This window comes from Variovorax sp. SRS16 (assembly GCF_901827165.1).
Lineage (GTDB): Bacteria > Pseudomonadota > Gammaproteobacteria > Burkholderiales > Burkholderiaceae_C > Variovorax.
The window spans coordinates 465,124-478,848 of the sequence record NZ_LR594669.1; the positions used below are offsets into that span (position 1 = coordinate 465,124).

At 64.3% G+C, this 13,725-nt stretch carries 13 protein-coding genes and 2 pseudogenes; 7 read left to right on the top strand and 8 right to left on the bottom strand.

The features are described 5' to 3' along the window. The first annotated feature begins 88 nt into the window (after nucleotides 1–88). The 4 genes from E5P2_RS37215 to E5P2_RS37230 are packed head-to-tail and all read left to right on the top strand — an operon-like array spanning nucleotide 89 to nucleotide 3,642. Complete coding sequence (locus E5P2_RS37215; RefSeq protein ID WP_162572107.1) at nucleotides 89–640, top strand: VOC family protein; 552 nt, start codon at nucleotides 89–91, stop codon at nucleotides 638–640. Then, on the top strand, nucleotides 633–1,754 hold the full coding sequence (locus tag E5P2_RS37220; RefSeq protein ID WP_162572108.1) for an alpha/beta hydrolase family protein: 1,122 nt from the start codon (nucleotides 633–635) through the stop codon (nucleotides 1,752–1,754). The genes E5P2_RS37215 and E5P2_RS37220 overlap by 8 nt, the downstream gene beginning before the upstream one ends. Beyond that, on the top strand, nucleotides 1,751–3,433 hold the full coding sequence (locus E5P2_RS37225; RefSeq protein ID WP_232081065.1) for an FAD-dependent oxidoreductase: 1,683 nt from the start codon (nucleotides 1,751–1,753) through the stop codon (nucleotides 3,431–3,433). The genes E5P2_RS37220 and E5P2_RS37225 overlap by 4 nt, the downstream gene beginning before the upstream one ends. After that, entirely contained in the window at nucleotides 3,430–3,642 is a 213-nt protein-coding gene (locus E5P2_RS37230) for a DUF2783 domain-containing protein (RefSeq protein ID WP_162572110.1), read from the top strand. The genes E5P2_RS37225 and E5P2_RS37230 overlap by 4 nt, the downstream gene beginning before the upstream one ends. On the opposite strand, the gene E5P2_RS37235 is transcribed toward E5P2_RS37230, so the two are convergent. From E5P2_RS37235 to E5P2_RS38470, 6 genes and pseudogenes are all read right to left on the bottom strand, one after another. Then, nucleotides 3,608–4,582 carry a Bug family tripartite tricarboxylate transporter substrate binding protein gene (locus E5P2_RS37235; RefSeq protein WP_162572111.1) on the bottom strand — a complete coding sequence of 325 codons (975 nt, stop codon included), beginning with the start codon at nucleotides 4,580–4,582 and terminating at the stop codon, nucleotides 3,608–3,610. The two genes, E5P2_RS37230 and E5P2_RS37235, sit on opposite strands and share 35 nt — an antisense overlap. 93 nt (nucleotides 4,583–4,675) lie before the next feature. Further along, entirely contained in the window at nucleotides 4,676–5,347 is a 672-nt protein-coding gene (locus E5P2_RS37240) for an RraA family protein (protein ID WP_162572112.1), read from the bottom strand. 1 nt (nucleotide 5,348) lies between these two features. Then, nucleotides 5,349–6,164, bottom strand: coding sequence for a carbon-nitrogen hydrolase family protein (locus E5P2_RS37245; RefSeq protein WP_162572113.1), 816 nt, complete (start codon nucleotides 6,162–6,164; stop codon nucleotides 5,349–5,351). After that, the gene (locus E5P2_RS37250; protein ID WP_162572114.1) at nucleotides 6,161–7,105 is read right to left on the bottom strand and encodes a LysR family transcriptional regulator; all 945 of its coding nucleotides are present in this window, start codon (nucleotides 7,103–7,105) and stop codon (nucleotides 6,161–6,163) included. The genes E5P2_RS37245 and E5P2_RS37250 overlap by 4 nt, the downstream gene beginning before the upstream one ends. Continuing rightward, nucleotides 7,102–8,007: a TauD/TfdA dioxygenase family protein gene (locus E5P2_RS37255; RefSeq protein WP_232081066.1), complete on the bottom strand. Its 906-nt coding sequence runs from the start codon at nucleotides 8,005–8,007 to the stop codon at nucleotides 7,102–7,104. The genes E5P2_RS37250 and E5P2_RS37255 overlap by 4 nt, the downstream gene beginning before the upstream one ends. Before the next feature lie 162 nt (nucleotides 8,008–8,169). After that, nucleotides 8,170–8,361 (bottom strand): annotated as a pseudogene (locus E5P2_RS38470) (ATP-binding protein); the annotation flags it as partial. 556 nt (nucleotides 8,362–8,917) lie between these two features. On the opposite strand from E5P2_RS38470, the gene E5P2_RS37260 reads away from it, so the two are divergent. Further along, nucleotides 8,918–9,178, top strand: coding sequence for a hypothetical protein (locus E5P2_RS37260; protein ID WP_162571343.1), 261 nt, complete (start codon nucleotides 8,918–8,920; stop codon nucleotides 9,176–9,178). A gap of 381 nt (nucleotides 9,179–9,559) precedes the next feature. Further along, entirely contained in the window at nucleotides 9,560–9,925 is a 366-nt protein-coding gene (locus E5P2_RS38110) for a hypothetical protein (protein WP_232081068.1), read from the top strand. A gap of 12 nt (nucleotides 9,926–9,937) precedes the next feature. On the opposite strand, the gene E5P2_RS37270 is transcribed toward E5P2_RS38110, so the two are convergent. Both E5P2_RS37270 and E5P2_RS37275 read right to left on the bottom strand, forming a co-directional pair. After that, on the bottom strand, nucleotides 9,938–11,302 hold the full coding sequence (locus tag E5P2_RS37270; protein WP_162572117.1) for an ATP-binding protein: 1,365 nt from the start codon (nucleotides 11,300–11,302) through the stop codon (nucleotides 9,938–9,940). 180 nt (nucleotides 11,303–11,482) lie between these two features. Beyond that, on the bottom strand, nucleotides 11,483–12,781 hold the full coding sequence (locus tag E5P2_RS37275; RefSeq protein ID WP_162572118.1) for a replication initiation protein: 1,299 nt from the start codon (nucleotides 12,779–12,781) through the stop codon (nucleotides 11,483–11,485). A 482-nt stretch (nucleotides 12,782–13,263) separates the two neighbouring features. On the opposite strand from E5P2_RS37275, the pseudogene E5P2_RS37280 reads away from it, so the two are divergent. Further along, nucleotides 13,264–13,725, top strand: a pseudogene (locus tag E5P2_RS37280) (hypothetical protein); the annotation flags it as partial.

Sequence of the window (13,725 nt, forward strand, 5' to 3'; positions counted from 1 at the left end):
AGCGGGCAGCGATGAATTTATTTCGATTGAATGATAGAAAGACGCTGGGCCCCATCGGCCTCGACGACCCGCCGGAGACAAGACCACCATGCCTGCCGAGACGCCCTCTCTCGCCTCGCCGCCCGTGCCGGTGCGCGGCCTTCATCATTTCGCCTGGCGCTGCCGCGACAGCGAGGAGACCCGCCGCTTCTACGAGGACCTGCTGGGCCTGCCGCTGACCCACGTGATCCAGGCCGATCACGTCCCGAGCACCGGTGAATACTGCCCCTACGTCCACATCTTCTTCCAGCTGGGCGACGGCTCGTCGATCGCCTTCTTCGATCTCGGCGACGACACCGCGGCACTGCCCTCTCCCAACACGCCGGTCTGGGTCAACCACCTGGCACTGCGCGTCGATTCGGTGCCCGAGCTGCTGGCGGCCAAGGCCCGGCTCGAAGCGGCCGGGGTCGAGGTGCTGGGCCCGACCGACCATCACATCATCCAGTCGATCTATTTCTTCGACCCGAACGGCATCCGGCTCGAACTGACCACGCCCACCGTGCCCCAGGCCGAGATGGACGAACACGCACGCCAGGCCCGCGCGCTGCTGGATGCCTGGACCGCACGCAAGGGCGCACTGCGCAACGCGGCCCATGGCTGAGCTGCAACTCGCCGTCATCGACGTCCAGCCGGGCGCCTCCCTGGAAAGCCAGTCGGGTCTGCAGATGCTGCGGCCGCGCATCTATGGCGCCTGGCGCGCGCCGGCCGGGCCGAAGAAGGTCGCGGCCATCGTGATGCATCCGACCAGCAACTTCATGGGCCACTACCTGATCGGGCCGCTGGCCGACCGGGGCATTGCCTGCATGGGGCTCAACTCGCGCTACATGGGCAACGACACCTTGCTGCTGATGGAGCGTGCCATCCAGGACCTCGGCGCGGGCGTGCAGTTCCTGCGCGCCGCGGGCTATGAGCGGGTGCTGCTGATCGGCAATTCCGGCGGGGCCGCGCTCGCGAGCTTCTACCAGGCGCAGGCCGAGAAGCTCACGGCTCACCGCTTTCCCGACGGCGACGAAACCCACCTGCATCCGCACGACCTGCCGCCCGTGGACGGCATCGCGCTCTGCGCTGCCCACCCGGGCCGCTCGAAGCTGCTGCGCGACTGGATCGATCCCTCGGTGACGGACGAGCACGATCCGCTCTCGGTCGACCCGGCGCTCGACATGTACGACGCACGCCATGCGCTGCCGTACGCCGCCGGATTCCTGGCGCGCTTCAGCGCCGCCCAGGCCGCGCGGCTCGAGCGCATCGAGCGCTGGGTGATCGAGCGGCTCCGGCTGCTGCGCAGCACGCCCGGCGCGCCGCGCGACCAGGCCTTCATCGTCTACCGCACACATGCCGATCCGCGCTGCGTGGATCTCTCGATCGACAGCAACGATCGCCTGCCCGGCAGTGTTTGGGGCGATGCGCGCCAGGTGAACTATTCGGCCAATGCGATGGGCCGCACCACCTCGCTGACCGCCTTCCTCTCGCAGTGGTCCTCGCGCTCGCAGGCCGATGGGCCCTCGAACCTGGCCCGCACCCGCGTGCCGTTGCTGCTGCTGACCTACACCGGCGACGCGTCGACCTTTCCGAGCACCCGCGATGCGTGGATGGCCGCCGGTGGCGCGCGCATCCGCAACGTGGACATCGTCGGCGGCAATCACTATCTCGCGGGTCAGCCGCAGCTGGTGCAATTCGCTGCCAACGCGATCGCCGGATGGGCAGAGGCGCTGTGAACACCGGCACCACGCAGGCGGAAGGCTTTGTCTTCGCGCCGCCCTACGAACTGCCGAGCTGGCCCTTCGTGGCGCCGCCCGAACTGGAGGCGCGCGCGCCCATCGTGCGGCATCCGATCGTCATCGTGGGCGCCGGGCCGGCCGGCCTGACCCTGGCCTGCGATCTGGCGCGGCGCGGCGTGCGCGCGCTGCTGCTGGACGAGGACGACACGGTCGGCGTGCGCGGCGCTTCGTCGCGCGGCATCTGCTATGCGCAGAAGACACTGGAGATCTTCGCGCGCCTGGGCATCTACGAGCGGGTGGCCGGCAAGGGCATCACCTGGTCCTTCGGACGTACCTTCTCGGGCGAGCAAGAGGTCTACCAGTTCAACCTGAAGACCGACAGCGTCTCGGAACAGCCGCCCTTCATCAACCTGCAGCAGTTCTACGTCGAATGGTTCCTGGTCGACCGCATCCTCGAACTCGGCCTGACCGACCTGCGCTGGAAAAACCGCGCGACCCGGGTGACACCGCTTGCCGACGGCGCGCGCATCGATGTGGAGACGCCAGCCGGCAACTACACGATCGAGGCCGACCACCTGGTGGACGCCACCGGCGCCCACAGCCCGATCCGCGAACAGCTCGGCCTCGATGCCCATCCCTCGCGCAGCACGGACCGCTGGTGCATCAGCGATGTGCGCTTCAAGAAGCCATTGCCGACCGAACGCTGGACCTGGGTCGACGCGGCCTTCAACGAAGGCCGCGCGGTATGGCAGCACCTGATGGGCGACGGCGTCTGGCGCATCGACTACCAGATGCCCGAGGACTGCGACACCGCGCACATCAGCAAGCCCGAGGTGGCCGGCGCGCGGCTGCGCGAACAACTCGGGCCGGGGGTCGAGTTCGAGTTCGTCTGGATCGGCCCTTACGGCTATCGCGATCACCTGCTCGACCACTTCCGCCATGGCCGGATCCTGTTCATCGGCGACTCGGCCCACGTCGTGAGCCCCTTCGGTGCGCGCGGCGGCAACAGCGGCATCCAGGACGCGGCCAACCTGGGCTGGAAGCTGGCGCTGATCGCACAGGGCCGCGCCGCGGATGCGCTGCTCGACAGCTACGACGCCGAGCGCCGACCGGCGGCGGTGGAGAACCTGCGCGTCAGCAGCCGTTCGGCCCGCTTCCTGGCGCCGCGCTCGCCGGCCGAGCGCCGGTTGCGCCGCGCGGTGCTCGCGCTGGCATCGAAGCACGCCTTCGCCCGGGCGCTGGTCAACACCGGCCGCATGTCGGTGGCCAACGACTACCCGGCCACGGCGCAGCTGCCCGGCGGCGCGCGCTCGGTGCAGAACCTGCAGCTGCGCCACGCCGACGGCACGCCGACCACGCTGATGGCGCTGCTCGGCAACGATTCATGCTGCCTCGGCCTGTGGTTCGCACCCGACGCGGCCCGGGCGCAGGCGGCGCTCGACGCAACGGCCGCGCTGCCGCTGCGCCTGGTGGCGATCGGCGGCACGAGCGGACTGCCCACGCTGCTGCCGGACGAGGCATTGGCACGCCAGCTGGGAGACCCGGCGCCCGGCAGCCTCTGCATGGTGCGTCCGGACGCCTATCGAGCGGCCATGATCGACACGCCCACGGCGGCTTCCATCACGACCGCATTGCAGACCTTGCTGGCACAGGACTGGAAGACAAACACCCGATGAACACCGAACTCCGGATCCCGGATCCCGACGGCTTCTATGCCGCGCTGGTCGAGGCCCACGAGGGTTTGACCGAGGCCGAGAGCGCCGATCTCAATGCGCGCCTGGTCCTGCTGCTGGCGAACCAGTGCGGCGACCAGGGGGTACTTCTCGAATGCATCGCGGCGGCGCAGCCCCTCAGCGAGTGCTCTCCGCCGCGCCGGAGACCTTGACGACCGCAGCCCACTTCGTGGCTTCGGATTGGAGGAATCCCGGCAGACGGGCGCGCGGCATGTCCATGGGAACCAGTCCGAGCTCCAGCAGCCGCTGACGAACGTCCGGCATCTTCATGACGTCCTCGACCGCGGCGACGAGCTTGCTGGAGATCGTCTCCGGAAGTCCCTTTGGAGCGATCAGAAGGATCCATCCTTGCAGGTCGAAGTCCTTGACACCCAGCTCTTTGAGAGTCGGCACACTCTCCATGGAAGGAATACGAGTACCCGAGGTGACGGCCAACGCCCTGACGCGACCGCCGGCGATGGCACCCTGGACCACGGGAACGTTGTCGGAGATGAAATCGATCTGACCACCAATGAGGCTGGTCAAGGCCTGAGTTCCACCTTGGAAGGGAATGTGCTCCGCGTTGATCCGGGTCTCGTTGACCAACTGTGCAATGACGAGATGCGGCGTGGTCCCATTCCCAGGCGAGCCGTAGTTCAGCTTGACGTCCGGCCGGCGTCCGTAGGCAAGAAATTCCTGGAAACTGGAGATCGGAAGGTCCTTTCGGACGACGAGCACCTGAGGCGCCCAGGCGACGGCGCCGACGACCATGAAATCCCTCGCCGTGTCGTAAGGCAATGAGTCTGGCCTCAGCGCTCTTGCGATCGCCAGCGGTCCGGTCGAGCCCATGGCCAAGGTATATCCGTCAGGGGCAGCCTTGGCGGCCTGGCCGGTCCCGACGGTCCCCCCCGCGCCGACCCGGTTCTCCACGACGATGGGCTGGCCGAGGCGCACCGATAGCTTCTGGCCCAGCAGCCGCATCGACACGTCCGAAGAGTTGCCCGAAGGGAACGGCACCAGGATCCTGATCGGCTTGTCGGGCCACTCGGCTCGGGCCGCCACCGAGAGACAAAGCAACACCACCGCGGCCAGGCCGATCACGATTTTCTTCATGGGAATCTTTCAGAAAGGAGTTTGCGCAGGGGAAACCACCACGCAAGAAAAAAAGATCAGCTGTCTTCTGTTCATCGCGCGCCAGGAACAGCCTCAATCGATCGCATCCCGTTCCACGAACTTCGTGGCACCAGACAGATCGCCCAGGCGGGTTCCCTCGTGGATGCGGCGCACGTTCTCCATGCCGCGCTGCTGCTTGGCAAGGGCGTAGTCGGCTACTTCGTCGACCTCGTCCGGCGACAGCACGAGCACCCCGTTTTCGTCGGCCAGGATGATGTCACCGGGGTTCACGACCGCTCCGCCACATGACACAGGCATGTTCAACATGCCACCGAGGTCGTAAATGCGCGTGGTGATGGGTGTGATTCCTCGGCACCAAACCGGGAATTGCAGCTCTGCAATCTCCAGCGGGTCGGTACACATCCCATCGACAATGGCAGCCGTAGCCCCGGACGCATGCGCCGCATTCGTGACGCCGCCACCCCAGCATGCGTGCTTGCGATCGCCCAGGCGATCGATGACCACGATGTGCCCCGGTCGCAACAGGCCGAGGGTGTGGTGCAACAACGTGGAATCCTGCGCAGGCAATGCCAGGGTCACCGCGACACCGACTACTCGGCGCGTGTGGCGCAGCGCTTGGATCTCCGGATCCATGAACCCCCATTGCCGAATGTGCCCGACCGTAGCGGTTTCCACTTCCGATAGCCTCTGCTTCACGGCGTCCGAAATAGGCGAAGGCATCGCCCCAATGCGAAACTTTTTCATCTCAGAGAACCTTGTGTTGCGCCAGAGGGATCTGTTTGCGTGTCTTGGCTATCAAACCTCGATCAAGTCTGGCGGATACGATTCCGACCTGGTCGGATGCGCGCGCGATCACGTGCCCCCACGGATCACAGAAGAGGGAGTGGCCGTAGGTGTATCGAGTCTCACCGTTGTGTTCCAGCGCGCCGATCTGCGCCGCGGCAAGGAAATAGCACTGCGTCTCGATGGCCCGGGCTCGGCACAGCACTTCCCAGTGGTCCTTGCCGGTCTGCAGGGTGAAGGCGGCGGGCAGCACGATCACGTCCGCGCCATCCCGCATCAGCTTCTGGAACAGCTCCGGAAATCGGATGTCGTAGCAGATGGCCAATCCCATGCGAAACCCGTGGATGTCGATCACGCAGGTTTCCGATCCCGCCAGGACGGAGTCGGACTCCCCGTAGCGCAATCCATCGGGCGTGTGGATGTCGAACAGATGGATCTTGCGATAGCGCCCGATCTCCTCGCCTTCGGGATTGAAGATCACGGTCGTGTTGTAGACGCGGCCCAATCCGGCGGCAGTCTCGTAGAAGCTGCCGCTGTGGACATGGATCTGGCAATCTCGCGCCAGTCGCTGGCACATGTCGTAGGCCGGACCGCCTCGCACATCTTCTCCGGCCGCGACTTTCTCGGCGACGCTACCGCCGGCCCAGTCGAAGTGTTCCGGGAAGACCACCAGCTCTGCGCCGTCGATCTCGACCGCCTTGCGGGCCAGCCGATGGGCGTCTGCGACATTGCGCGCCTTGTCGGCGACGGAGTTCATCTGGATCAGGGAGACTTTCATGCTTGCTCTGGGTTGTCCGACGCATCCATGGGCCAGGCGTCGGAAGGATCGGATGCCTCGCAGAATTGCGCGGCGGCTTGGCGGGCGAGTGCCGCGATGGCACGGGGGAGATCGTTGTCTCCATCGCGCAGGAACAGTGCGGCGTAGCCGACGTCGGGGTAGGGCTGCGTGGTCGGGACCAGCACCAGGTCCCCGCGGTTCAGGTCGCCGCGCGCCGCCACCTTGGGCACGGCCGCGATTCCGATGCAGGACTTCGCCATCTGCAGGTTGCTTGGCAGCCCGTTCCCGGCGTGCAGCACGAGCTCGCGCCCGATGCCGGAGAAGTACGCGTCGATCCGCATTTGCGATTCGGTCCCTGCCGGGTAGCCGATGATGGGATACGCAGCAAGCTGATCAGGGGTCAGTGGCCTGTGGGTGTCGATGCCGAGCTGCTCGCTCGCGACCCAACCCATGGCGACCTTGCAAAGCGGCACCACATCGAAGTGCGGGTCGTCAGGCCAACTCGACGTGAGCAGCAGGTCGAGCCGGCCGCCACGAAAGTCCTTCAGGAGTCGCTCCGGGAGGTCCGTGCTGATGACGAGGGAAACGTGCGGGTACTCCTCGCGCAGTGTCTTGCCCAGGATGGAGAAGACCGTGGGTATGAGGGTGCTGACCGAGCCAATCCGAAGCGTGCCGCGTACGCGGCCCGGGTCGAGCATGACCCGCCGCAGCCGCTGGTAGGCATCCACGATCTTGCTTGCCTCCTCGATGAAGCGCAGTCCGTCGGCCGTCGGCTCGAAGCCCTGCGCCGAGCGGGTGAAGAGGCTGACGCCCAGGTCCTGCTCGATCGAGGCGATGCGGCTGGAGATGGCCGTGTGGGTGATGCAGAGACGATCGGCAGTGGCCTTGATCGTTCGCAGCTGCGCGAGCCACAGCACGGTCTCGAGGAAGCGGATGTTCACGCGAATTCTTCCAGCTTGAGCCGCACCGGCGTGCGCGCCATCAACGGCGTTTCGCCTTCCAGCGTGGTTCTGTACATCGTGCGCACATGCCGTTCATCGTCGAAGCCGGTCGCGCAATGCTGCGTACAGCGGTTGTCCCAGAGGATCGCATCGCCCTTCTGCCACTTCTGGGTGTAGATGAACCTCGGCTGCTTGGCGAAGTCCTGCAGATAGCGCACCAGTGCGCGGCCTTCTTCGACAGGCAGACCTTCGACATCGCAGGCCCAGCGACCGATGTACAGGGCCGTCCGACCGGAATACGGATGCGCCCGGGCGAGAGGGTGGAACACGTCCGGCCGCTCCAATTTCTGCTCAGGCGTGAGCGGATCCATGTGGGGGTAGTGCACTGGGTGCAGATCGATGCGGCTGAAGCGTGCGCGCCGGCCCGCGATCAAGCCTTTCACTTCCGCAGGCAGCGCCTCGTACGCCGCGTACATGTCCACGAAGAGCGTGTCGCCCTTCTCGGGAGGGACCTGGGCGGCGTACAGCATGGAGCCCGCGTTCGGGATGGCCTTGTCCTCGCCATCGGTGTGGAAGCCCTCCCCGGCGCGTCGCAGGCCGACTTCCCCGGCAGACTTGCTCACCGGCTCGTCAGGGTTGCGCTTGCTGGCGTTGGACACCACGAAGACCTCGGGGTACCCCTCGAGGTTGAACTTGAGCGGGGTCATGATGTGCAGCTTGCCGAGCCGGCGGCTGAACCGCGTGTGTTCATCGGGGGTGACTTCGAGCCGCCGGAAGCGAAGGATCGAGTGCAGGTGCCAGGCCCTCCGGACCTGGGCGATCTCGTCGTCGTCGAGCTGGAGATGCGGGTCGACGCCCAGGACATCGGCGCCGAAGCCGTTCGAGAATGGTGCGATCTTCAAGTGAACTCCTGGCGATGTGATGGAGTTCATTGTGTGCAGCTGCGTCGCGCATCGCCAGCGCATTTTTCTTTCGCACGCAGAAGCTTTTACTTGCACCGCCTCGCGCGCAGGAAACCGGAGCGTGAAGGTCGTGCCTTCGCTCGAAGACGAGCGCACCTCGACATCGCCGCCATGCGCAGCGGCGATTTCCTTGACGATGAACAGGCCGAGCCCGACGCTGCGTGCCGCGGTCTTTCCTTCCGCGCCCCGCACCATGGGCTCGAAAAGGGAGCCGAGCAGATTCGCAGGGATCGGTTCGCCCTCGTTGTGAACCATCACCGAGGCCGTCGGACCTTCGTGGGTATTCCGGAGCATCGTGACCGCCCATTCCGGGCCATCGTGACCGCCGCTTCTACAATCTGAACGCGCAACTCAGCACGCATGACGACCGGTCACGTTCGCCGGAATACGGACCAGCACCGCGCCCTGGTACGGTTGATGAGTGACAGGGTCGCCCGATGCGCTGAGCGCGAACCACTGGTTGTCTTTGCCCGAGGCTGGTTGTACGAGCATCGACCGTTGATCGCCCACGACCGGGCATCCGCGCCGTGATTACCGCCGTCCTCATCCGTTTCGAGGCTCAGACGTTGGCGTCTATTTGCAGCGAGGTGCAGCGAGCGCGGCATCGCCGTCCTGCTGGTCGACTTGTCAGCATTGGGCGAGATACTGCGGCTGCGCGGCTCGCCCACCCTTTGACGTCTCGAGCTGTCATGGGACCGCGTGCCACTACGAGGGCACCACGGGCGTCAACTTAATCACTGCATCCCGAGCAATCGAGCGGGTCCGCGCCAGGCCGTGAATTTCTACCTACCCTGCGCAGACAGTCCTGGCGCCAAATGAGCCCATTCGCACTAACCAAAGAAGGGCAGCCATGAAGAACGGACTTGAACTGACAGTCGATCAGCCGATCGCCGGCCACTTCTATTGGACGATCGTCTGGCTCGGGCAAGCCGGCGACACGCCACGCGTCGTCGACTACTCTCGCGGTCCGATGCCGACGCGCGGTTCGGCGACAGCCACGGGCCTCGCTGCGCTGCTGGTTCACCAACAGGCCAGCGACGAAGATTCACCACCGCTGCACTACATGCGCTCGGAACCGATCGCCGAAGCCGTGTCTCGACTTTTCCACTGACCTGCGGCATGACGGCCTCTCCTATCCGAGAGGGTGGCTTCGCCGTTGCCGCCACACACGGCGCCGAGCATCGCCACCACGACGCAGCAACGCAGCAACGCAGCAACGCAGCGAAGTCCAATGAAAGCTTGGGCGGTGCATGTGCCGGCTCCAGCAGTACGAGCGCCTGATGAAGGCGGTGCTGGTCGAGCACGAGTTGAGCGGGCACAGTGCACGATTGGGAATCGCGCCGGCAGGCGCGCGTCGCATTCTTCGCAGTCATGAGAAGAACTCGTGGCGCTGCGCAACGAACGGGTGCACCACCTGATGGAGCGGTTCGACCTCTGGAATCCCGGCAGTTGCGCCGATGCCGACACCTATCTGGAGCGCAGCTACGAGTGAGTGGATCATCATCTGCTCGAACTGCTGGAATGGACTCGCCATGTCGACAAGGCACGCCAGCTCATGGCGAGCGACGTTATCCAGGAGCACCTCGCACGAGCCGTGCCCCCTTCCCCTTGTCTTGAATGCCGACTCGAACATCGTGCAATGCCTGCGCCGGAGGCGCTCCTGGCCGTCGACGGCTGGACGCTCCTCGACGACGCGATCGATTTCATCCGGATCACTGCAGAAGAGGAATCGCCTTCGCGCTACAACTGCCTCAACTGGCGGCAGGCTCCGCGCGACAGCGGCGTCTTCGAATACGCACGGCAGGCCTTGCCTGACCGCGAAGGTCTCCACGTCGCGTACAGAACGCTGAGCACGTGACGCGACTTGCCTTCATCCGAAGAGGCGATTCATAGCCGAATTCGCCGCAGGTGGCCGCGGTGTCATCTTGGGGAGCTGCTGTCGCAACGCAGATGCGGCGCTTCGACGCCGCCTGCAATTGAGCCGCGCGCAACACCCGCGTGGAGCGTTTGAAAGAGCCGTGCCGTTCGCATGCGCAACCGGCTCGCGCTCAAGACCAATAGGAATGTATTCCGCGAATTTCTTGCCCGCGCCGAGGTCCTTGCGCTTGATGCGCCCTGCCCCCACCGCGTCGCTGATGAGATTGGTGACCTGGTTGCGCTGCTTCTCGTTGAGCTTGAATCGTTCTCTCAAGGTCGTATTGGTCAGCGTTTGGCTGGAGAGGTATTGAAGCGCTGCGTGTTGATAGCAAGCTTCGATACGTTCGGTCATCGACATGTCCGTGAACTTGCGCGGTACGCTGATCGTGACTCGGAAGGCGTTTTCCTGCGGTGCCAGCACGAGGGGCGGCAGGCTGAACAGCTCGATGGTGCGGACGATTTTCTGAAATCCAGTGCCCCGCTCTTCGCAGATCCGGTAGCGCCGAAAAGACGAGGCCAGTTTTTCATTTCTGGACTCGGGCGTCGTCCCGATCAGCGCGTTGGCGATCAACTCGCGCAGTGCCGGTTCGGGGTACATGGACACTTCGGTTCGAAGCGATTGCTGGATGACCCCGGAGTGTGGAAGCACTTTGCGCAGGTGGCCAATCAATCCCTCGAAGCCGACGGCATAGCCGCGCCGTCCTGGCAACTCGTCGATGGTCTCGACCTTGTTGGTTCCGCGATACCTTATGACGCACGCGGATGCGCTTTCTCTCGAGGTCGGGAAAGTCCTCCAGCTTTCGTGCGGCAGCCACGGCACCGAAGTTCGTGATGTAGTGGCCTCGTCCGTCCGGGACGGTGATGCCTTCTGCCGCGAGCCAATGGGACAGGTCCTCCGGGTCGCCTGGCAGCGGACGCTGCAAAAGACCAGTGATCGCATCAAGGTCGAGCAGGCGTACACCTCCTCCAGGTCGATCAGAGGCGACGCGCGCAACTCCTCCCACCGGGGCGCGGAGCTGTTCATGAACATGCCACCAACCTCTTGGCGCGAGGCCTTGCGGGTTGTGCCATCCGAGCGGATCCAGGCTTCCTCTATGGACTTGCCACGGCGGTGAACCGGCTTGGTGGGCTGCTCCGGCACGTAGACCAGAAGGACTGCGACACCGCGGTAGTCGACGACCGTATGGCCGATCGCCAACGGCGGCTCCAGCGCGCCGCGTCCCACATTGGCGAGCGTGTTGGTGATGCGGGCAATCGTCTCGGCATCAACGCCGACCGGCGTGCCATCGTCATCGATGCCCGAAGACCAGCGTGCCACCGTTCGGATGATCGCCGAACGCCATGAGGTGCTCGGCCAGCCGGTCCTTGTGCACCGAGAGCTGCGTCTTCCAATCGAGCTCTTGATCTCGTGGGGCAACGGGGTCACTCTCAATAAATGAAGTTGGCAGTCACTGCTGCCGAATCCTTCGTGCGAACATGCCGCAGGCGTCGGGCGATTTCACGCGTTCGGCGCGGCCGCAATAGTAAGCAGTTCCTTGTCGGTGGGCTTGTTCCAATTCGGCCCATAGGCGCCAGTGGCGTAGAAGCTGACCATCTCATGGCGCACCATGGGGTGTGCCCAGCCCTTCCCGACCAATCGCTGAATCACGGCCGGATGCGCATTTCGACGCACCAGATCCTCTTGGAGTCCTTGAACCAGCTCGGCCTGACGTTCCGAAGACAATCCAGCCAGTTCGACCGCCAGCAGCTCGATGCGCTCCGCAAGCCATTTCTTTTCCCATTGGGCCAGCCTGTCGCTCGGTGCCATGCGCACGACTTCCGGCTCCTTTGCCGCCACGGCCTTCTCGCTCGCCTCTTCCTGCGCCGCCATATGGCCGGGCAGCACGCTTTTTAAATAGCGGAGCGGATCGCGCAGCGGCTCCGGGAAGGCGCTGGCCGCGCGCTTCTCGACCGCCTCGATCGCGGTGGTGACGGCCGCGTCGCCGAACTCATCGATCAGTCGCTCGATCCGGGTGTGGTCAATGCCCAGCCGCTCCGCGCTCGCCAGCACAGCGACATCGACCGGCTCGGCGGCCGAGCGTTGTTGCAGCGCCAGAACCCGCTGAGGCTTCTTGCGTACGGTGAATTGAAGATCCGACACGAACCGCCCCGCCTTGAACTCGAGCATCTCGATCTCGATGTCTGCCAGGGCATTAATTTCAGCGAGCGCGGGCCGCAGGGTATCGCGCTTGAAGATGCGGTACTCGAGGCGCTGCAGACGTTCATCATCGGGCCGCCCCAGCAACACGGGCCGCCACCAGGTCCATGTCTTGCGTGCCGTCTGCCCGACACCCAGGTAACGGGAACAGATCTCGTAGAGCGCCACCGCGGGATGGGAGCCCAGTTGCGAGATGACTTCCAGCGACAGCTTCGCAAAGATTTCCGGATCCAGCAGTTCGTTGCGCATGTTCACCGCATACGACCATTCGACCCAGACCTGTCCGCGTTCCTTGGTGAGCCTCGCGTGCGACAGCATGCCGCACACATCCCATGTTTGCCACTCGCCCGCAGTGGGTGACTGCCATTCCACCAGCGTGGTGATCATCGAACGCAGGTGCGTCTTGATGATCTTCATGTCCCCGCTGTTGTAGTCGAGGCCTTTGACGATGTCGGTCAAGGCCGCGCGAAACGTATCTCGCTCAAGTCCCTGGTTCTGCGCAATGTGAAGCAACACGTTCCATGTTCTGCGACCCAACGCGGTGATCTTATTGTTCTGGGGAACCAATGCCAGCGAGAACACGGGCTTGAGCAATGGCACGGGCCCGCGTGCGGGCGTCGAAACTTCTCGGCTTGCTCCTGTGACCATGATGCAACTGTAGCGCACTGGAGCTTCATGTGAAGCGTCGACTCACTTGTTGCAGTCGCACTTTCCGCATGGGGGTTACCGTAAAAGCTCCGCTTTCAGCGCCACCACGCCGAAGTCCCGGGCCCGCAGCCTTACTGTAAAAGCTCCGGTTTGGCGGATTCACAGACAAGATTTGGTCCGGAGGCTGCGTCGACAGCGAGGATTGCCGCTTTACCGTATCCACTCTCCCCGCGGCCTGAACGTGCTCCGCATCCCACCGTATCCACTCTGGCGTCGACTGGAGAACCTCCAGATTTCACTGGTAAACCTCCAAAAGCACGGCCAAGTCATTGATTTTATTGAACATATTTCTCAATAAAGGATTAAAGGGCTTCAAGGTATTTAACCTCTGAAAAGCCCAGGGCCAGGCTTCTGGAGCTTTTTCAGGAAATAGGATGGAAGGATTGGACGAAACTTCGTCCGTTTGCGCAAAACACGTCTACCACGCACAATCGTGCCGTCAATCACCAACTCGTTCAATGATGGAAATTCGACCCCAAATCACGCTGGCCAGTGTGCACCAGCAGGCCGAGGATGCGGCCTCCATGTTGTCGAGCATCCGCTCGGCGATGCTGGCGCCGATGGTTCGCAAGGCCGCGCCGTCCTTCAGCGCCGACCAAGTGGCTACCCTGTGCGAGGCCACCTCGCGAGGTTCGTTCGCCCACCGTGTCGCGAGCCGCAAGGATATGCCTTCGGGAACATTGGTGTCCAACGGTCGTAAAAGACTGTTCACCCTGGCCGAGACGCGCCAGTGGGTGCGGGATTACCGCAAGGAGATGTTGCGCCCGGAAGGGGCGGAGGCGATCACGATCTCCATCGCAAATTTCAAGGGGGGCACCACGAAGACCACCACGGCC

Excerpts from the sequence above, each read along its gene's own strand:
- E5P2_RS37220 (WP_162572108.1), top strand. The coding sequence starts at position 633 with ATGGCTGAGCTGCAACTCGCCGTCATCGACGTCCAGCCGGGCGCCTCC.
- E5P2_RS37230 (WP_162572110.1), top strand. The coding sequence starts at position 3,430 with ATGAACACCGAACTCCGGATCCCGGATCCCGACGGCTTCTATGCCGCG.
- E5P2_RS37240 (WP_162572112.1), bottom strand. The coding sequence starts at position 5,347 with ATGAAAAAGTTTCGCATTGGGGCGATGCCTTCGCCTATTTCGGACGCC.
- E5P2_RS37235 (WP_162572111.1), bottom strand. The coding sequence starts at position 4,582 with ATGAAGAAAATCGTGATCGGCCTGGCCGCGGTGGTGTTGCTTTGTCTC.
- E5P2_RS37260 (WP_162571343.1), top strand. The coding sequence starts at position 8,918 with ATGAAGAACGGACTTGAACTGACAGTCGATCAGCCGATCGCCGGCCAC.
- E5P2_RS37245 (WP_162572113.1), bottom strand. The coding sequence starts at position 6,164 with ATGAAAGTCTCCCTGATCCAGATGAACTCCGTCGCCGACAAGGCGCGC.
- E5P2_RS37215 (WP_162572107.1), top strand. The coding sequence starts at position 89 with ATGCCTGCCGAGACGCCCTCTCTCGCCTCGCCGCCCGTGCCGGTGCGC.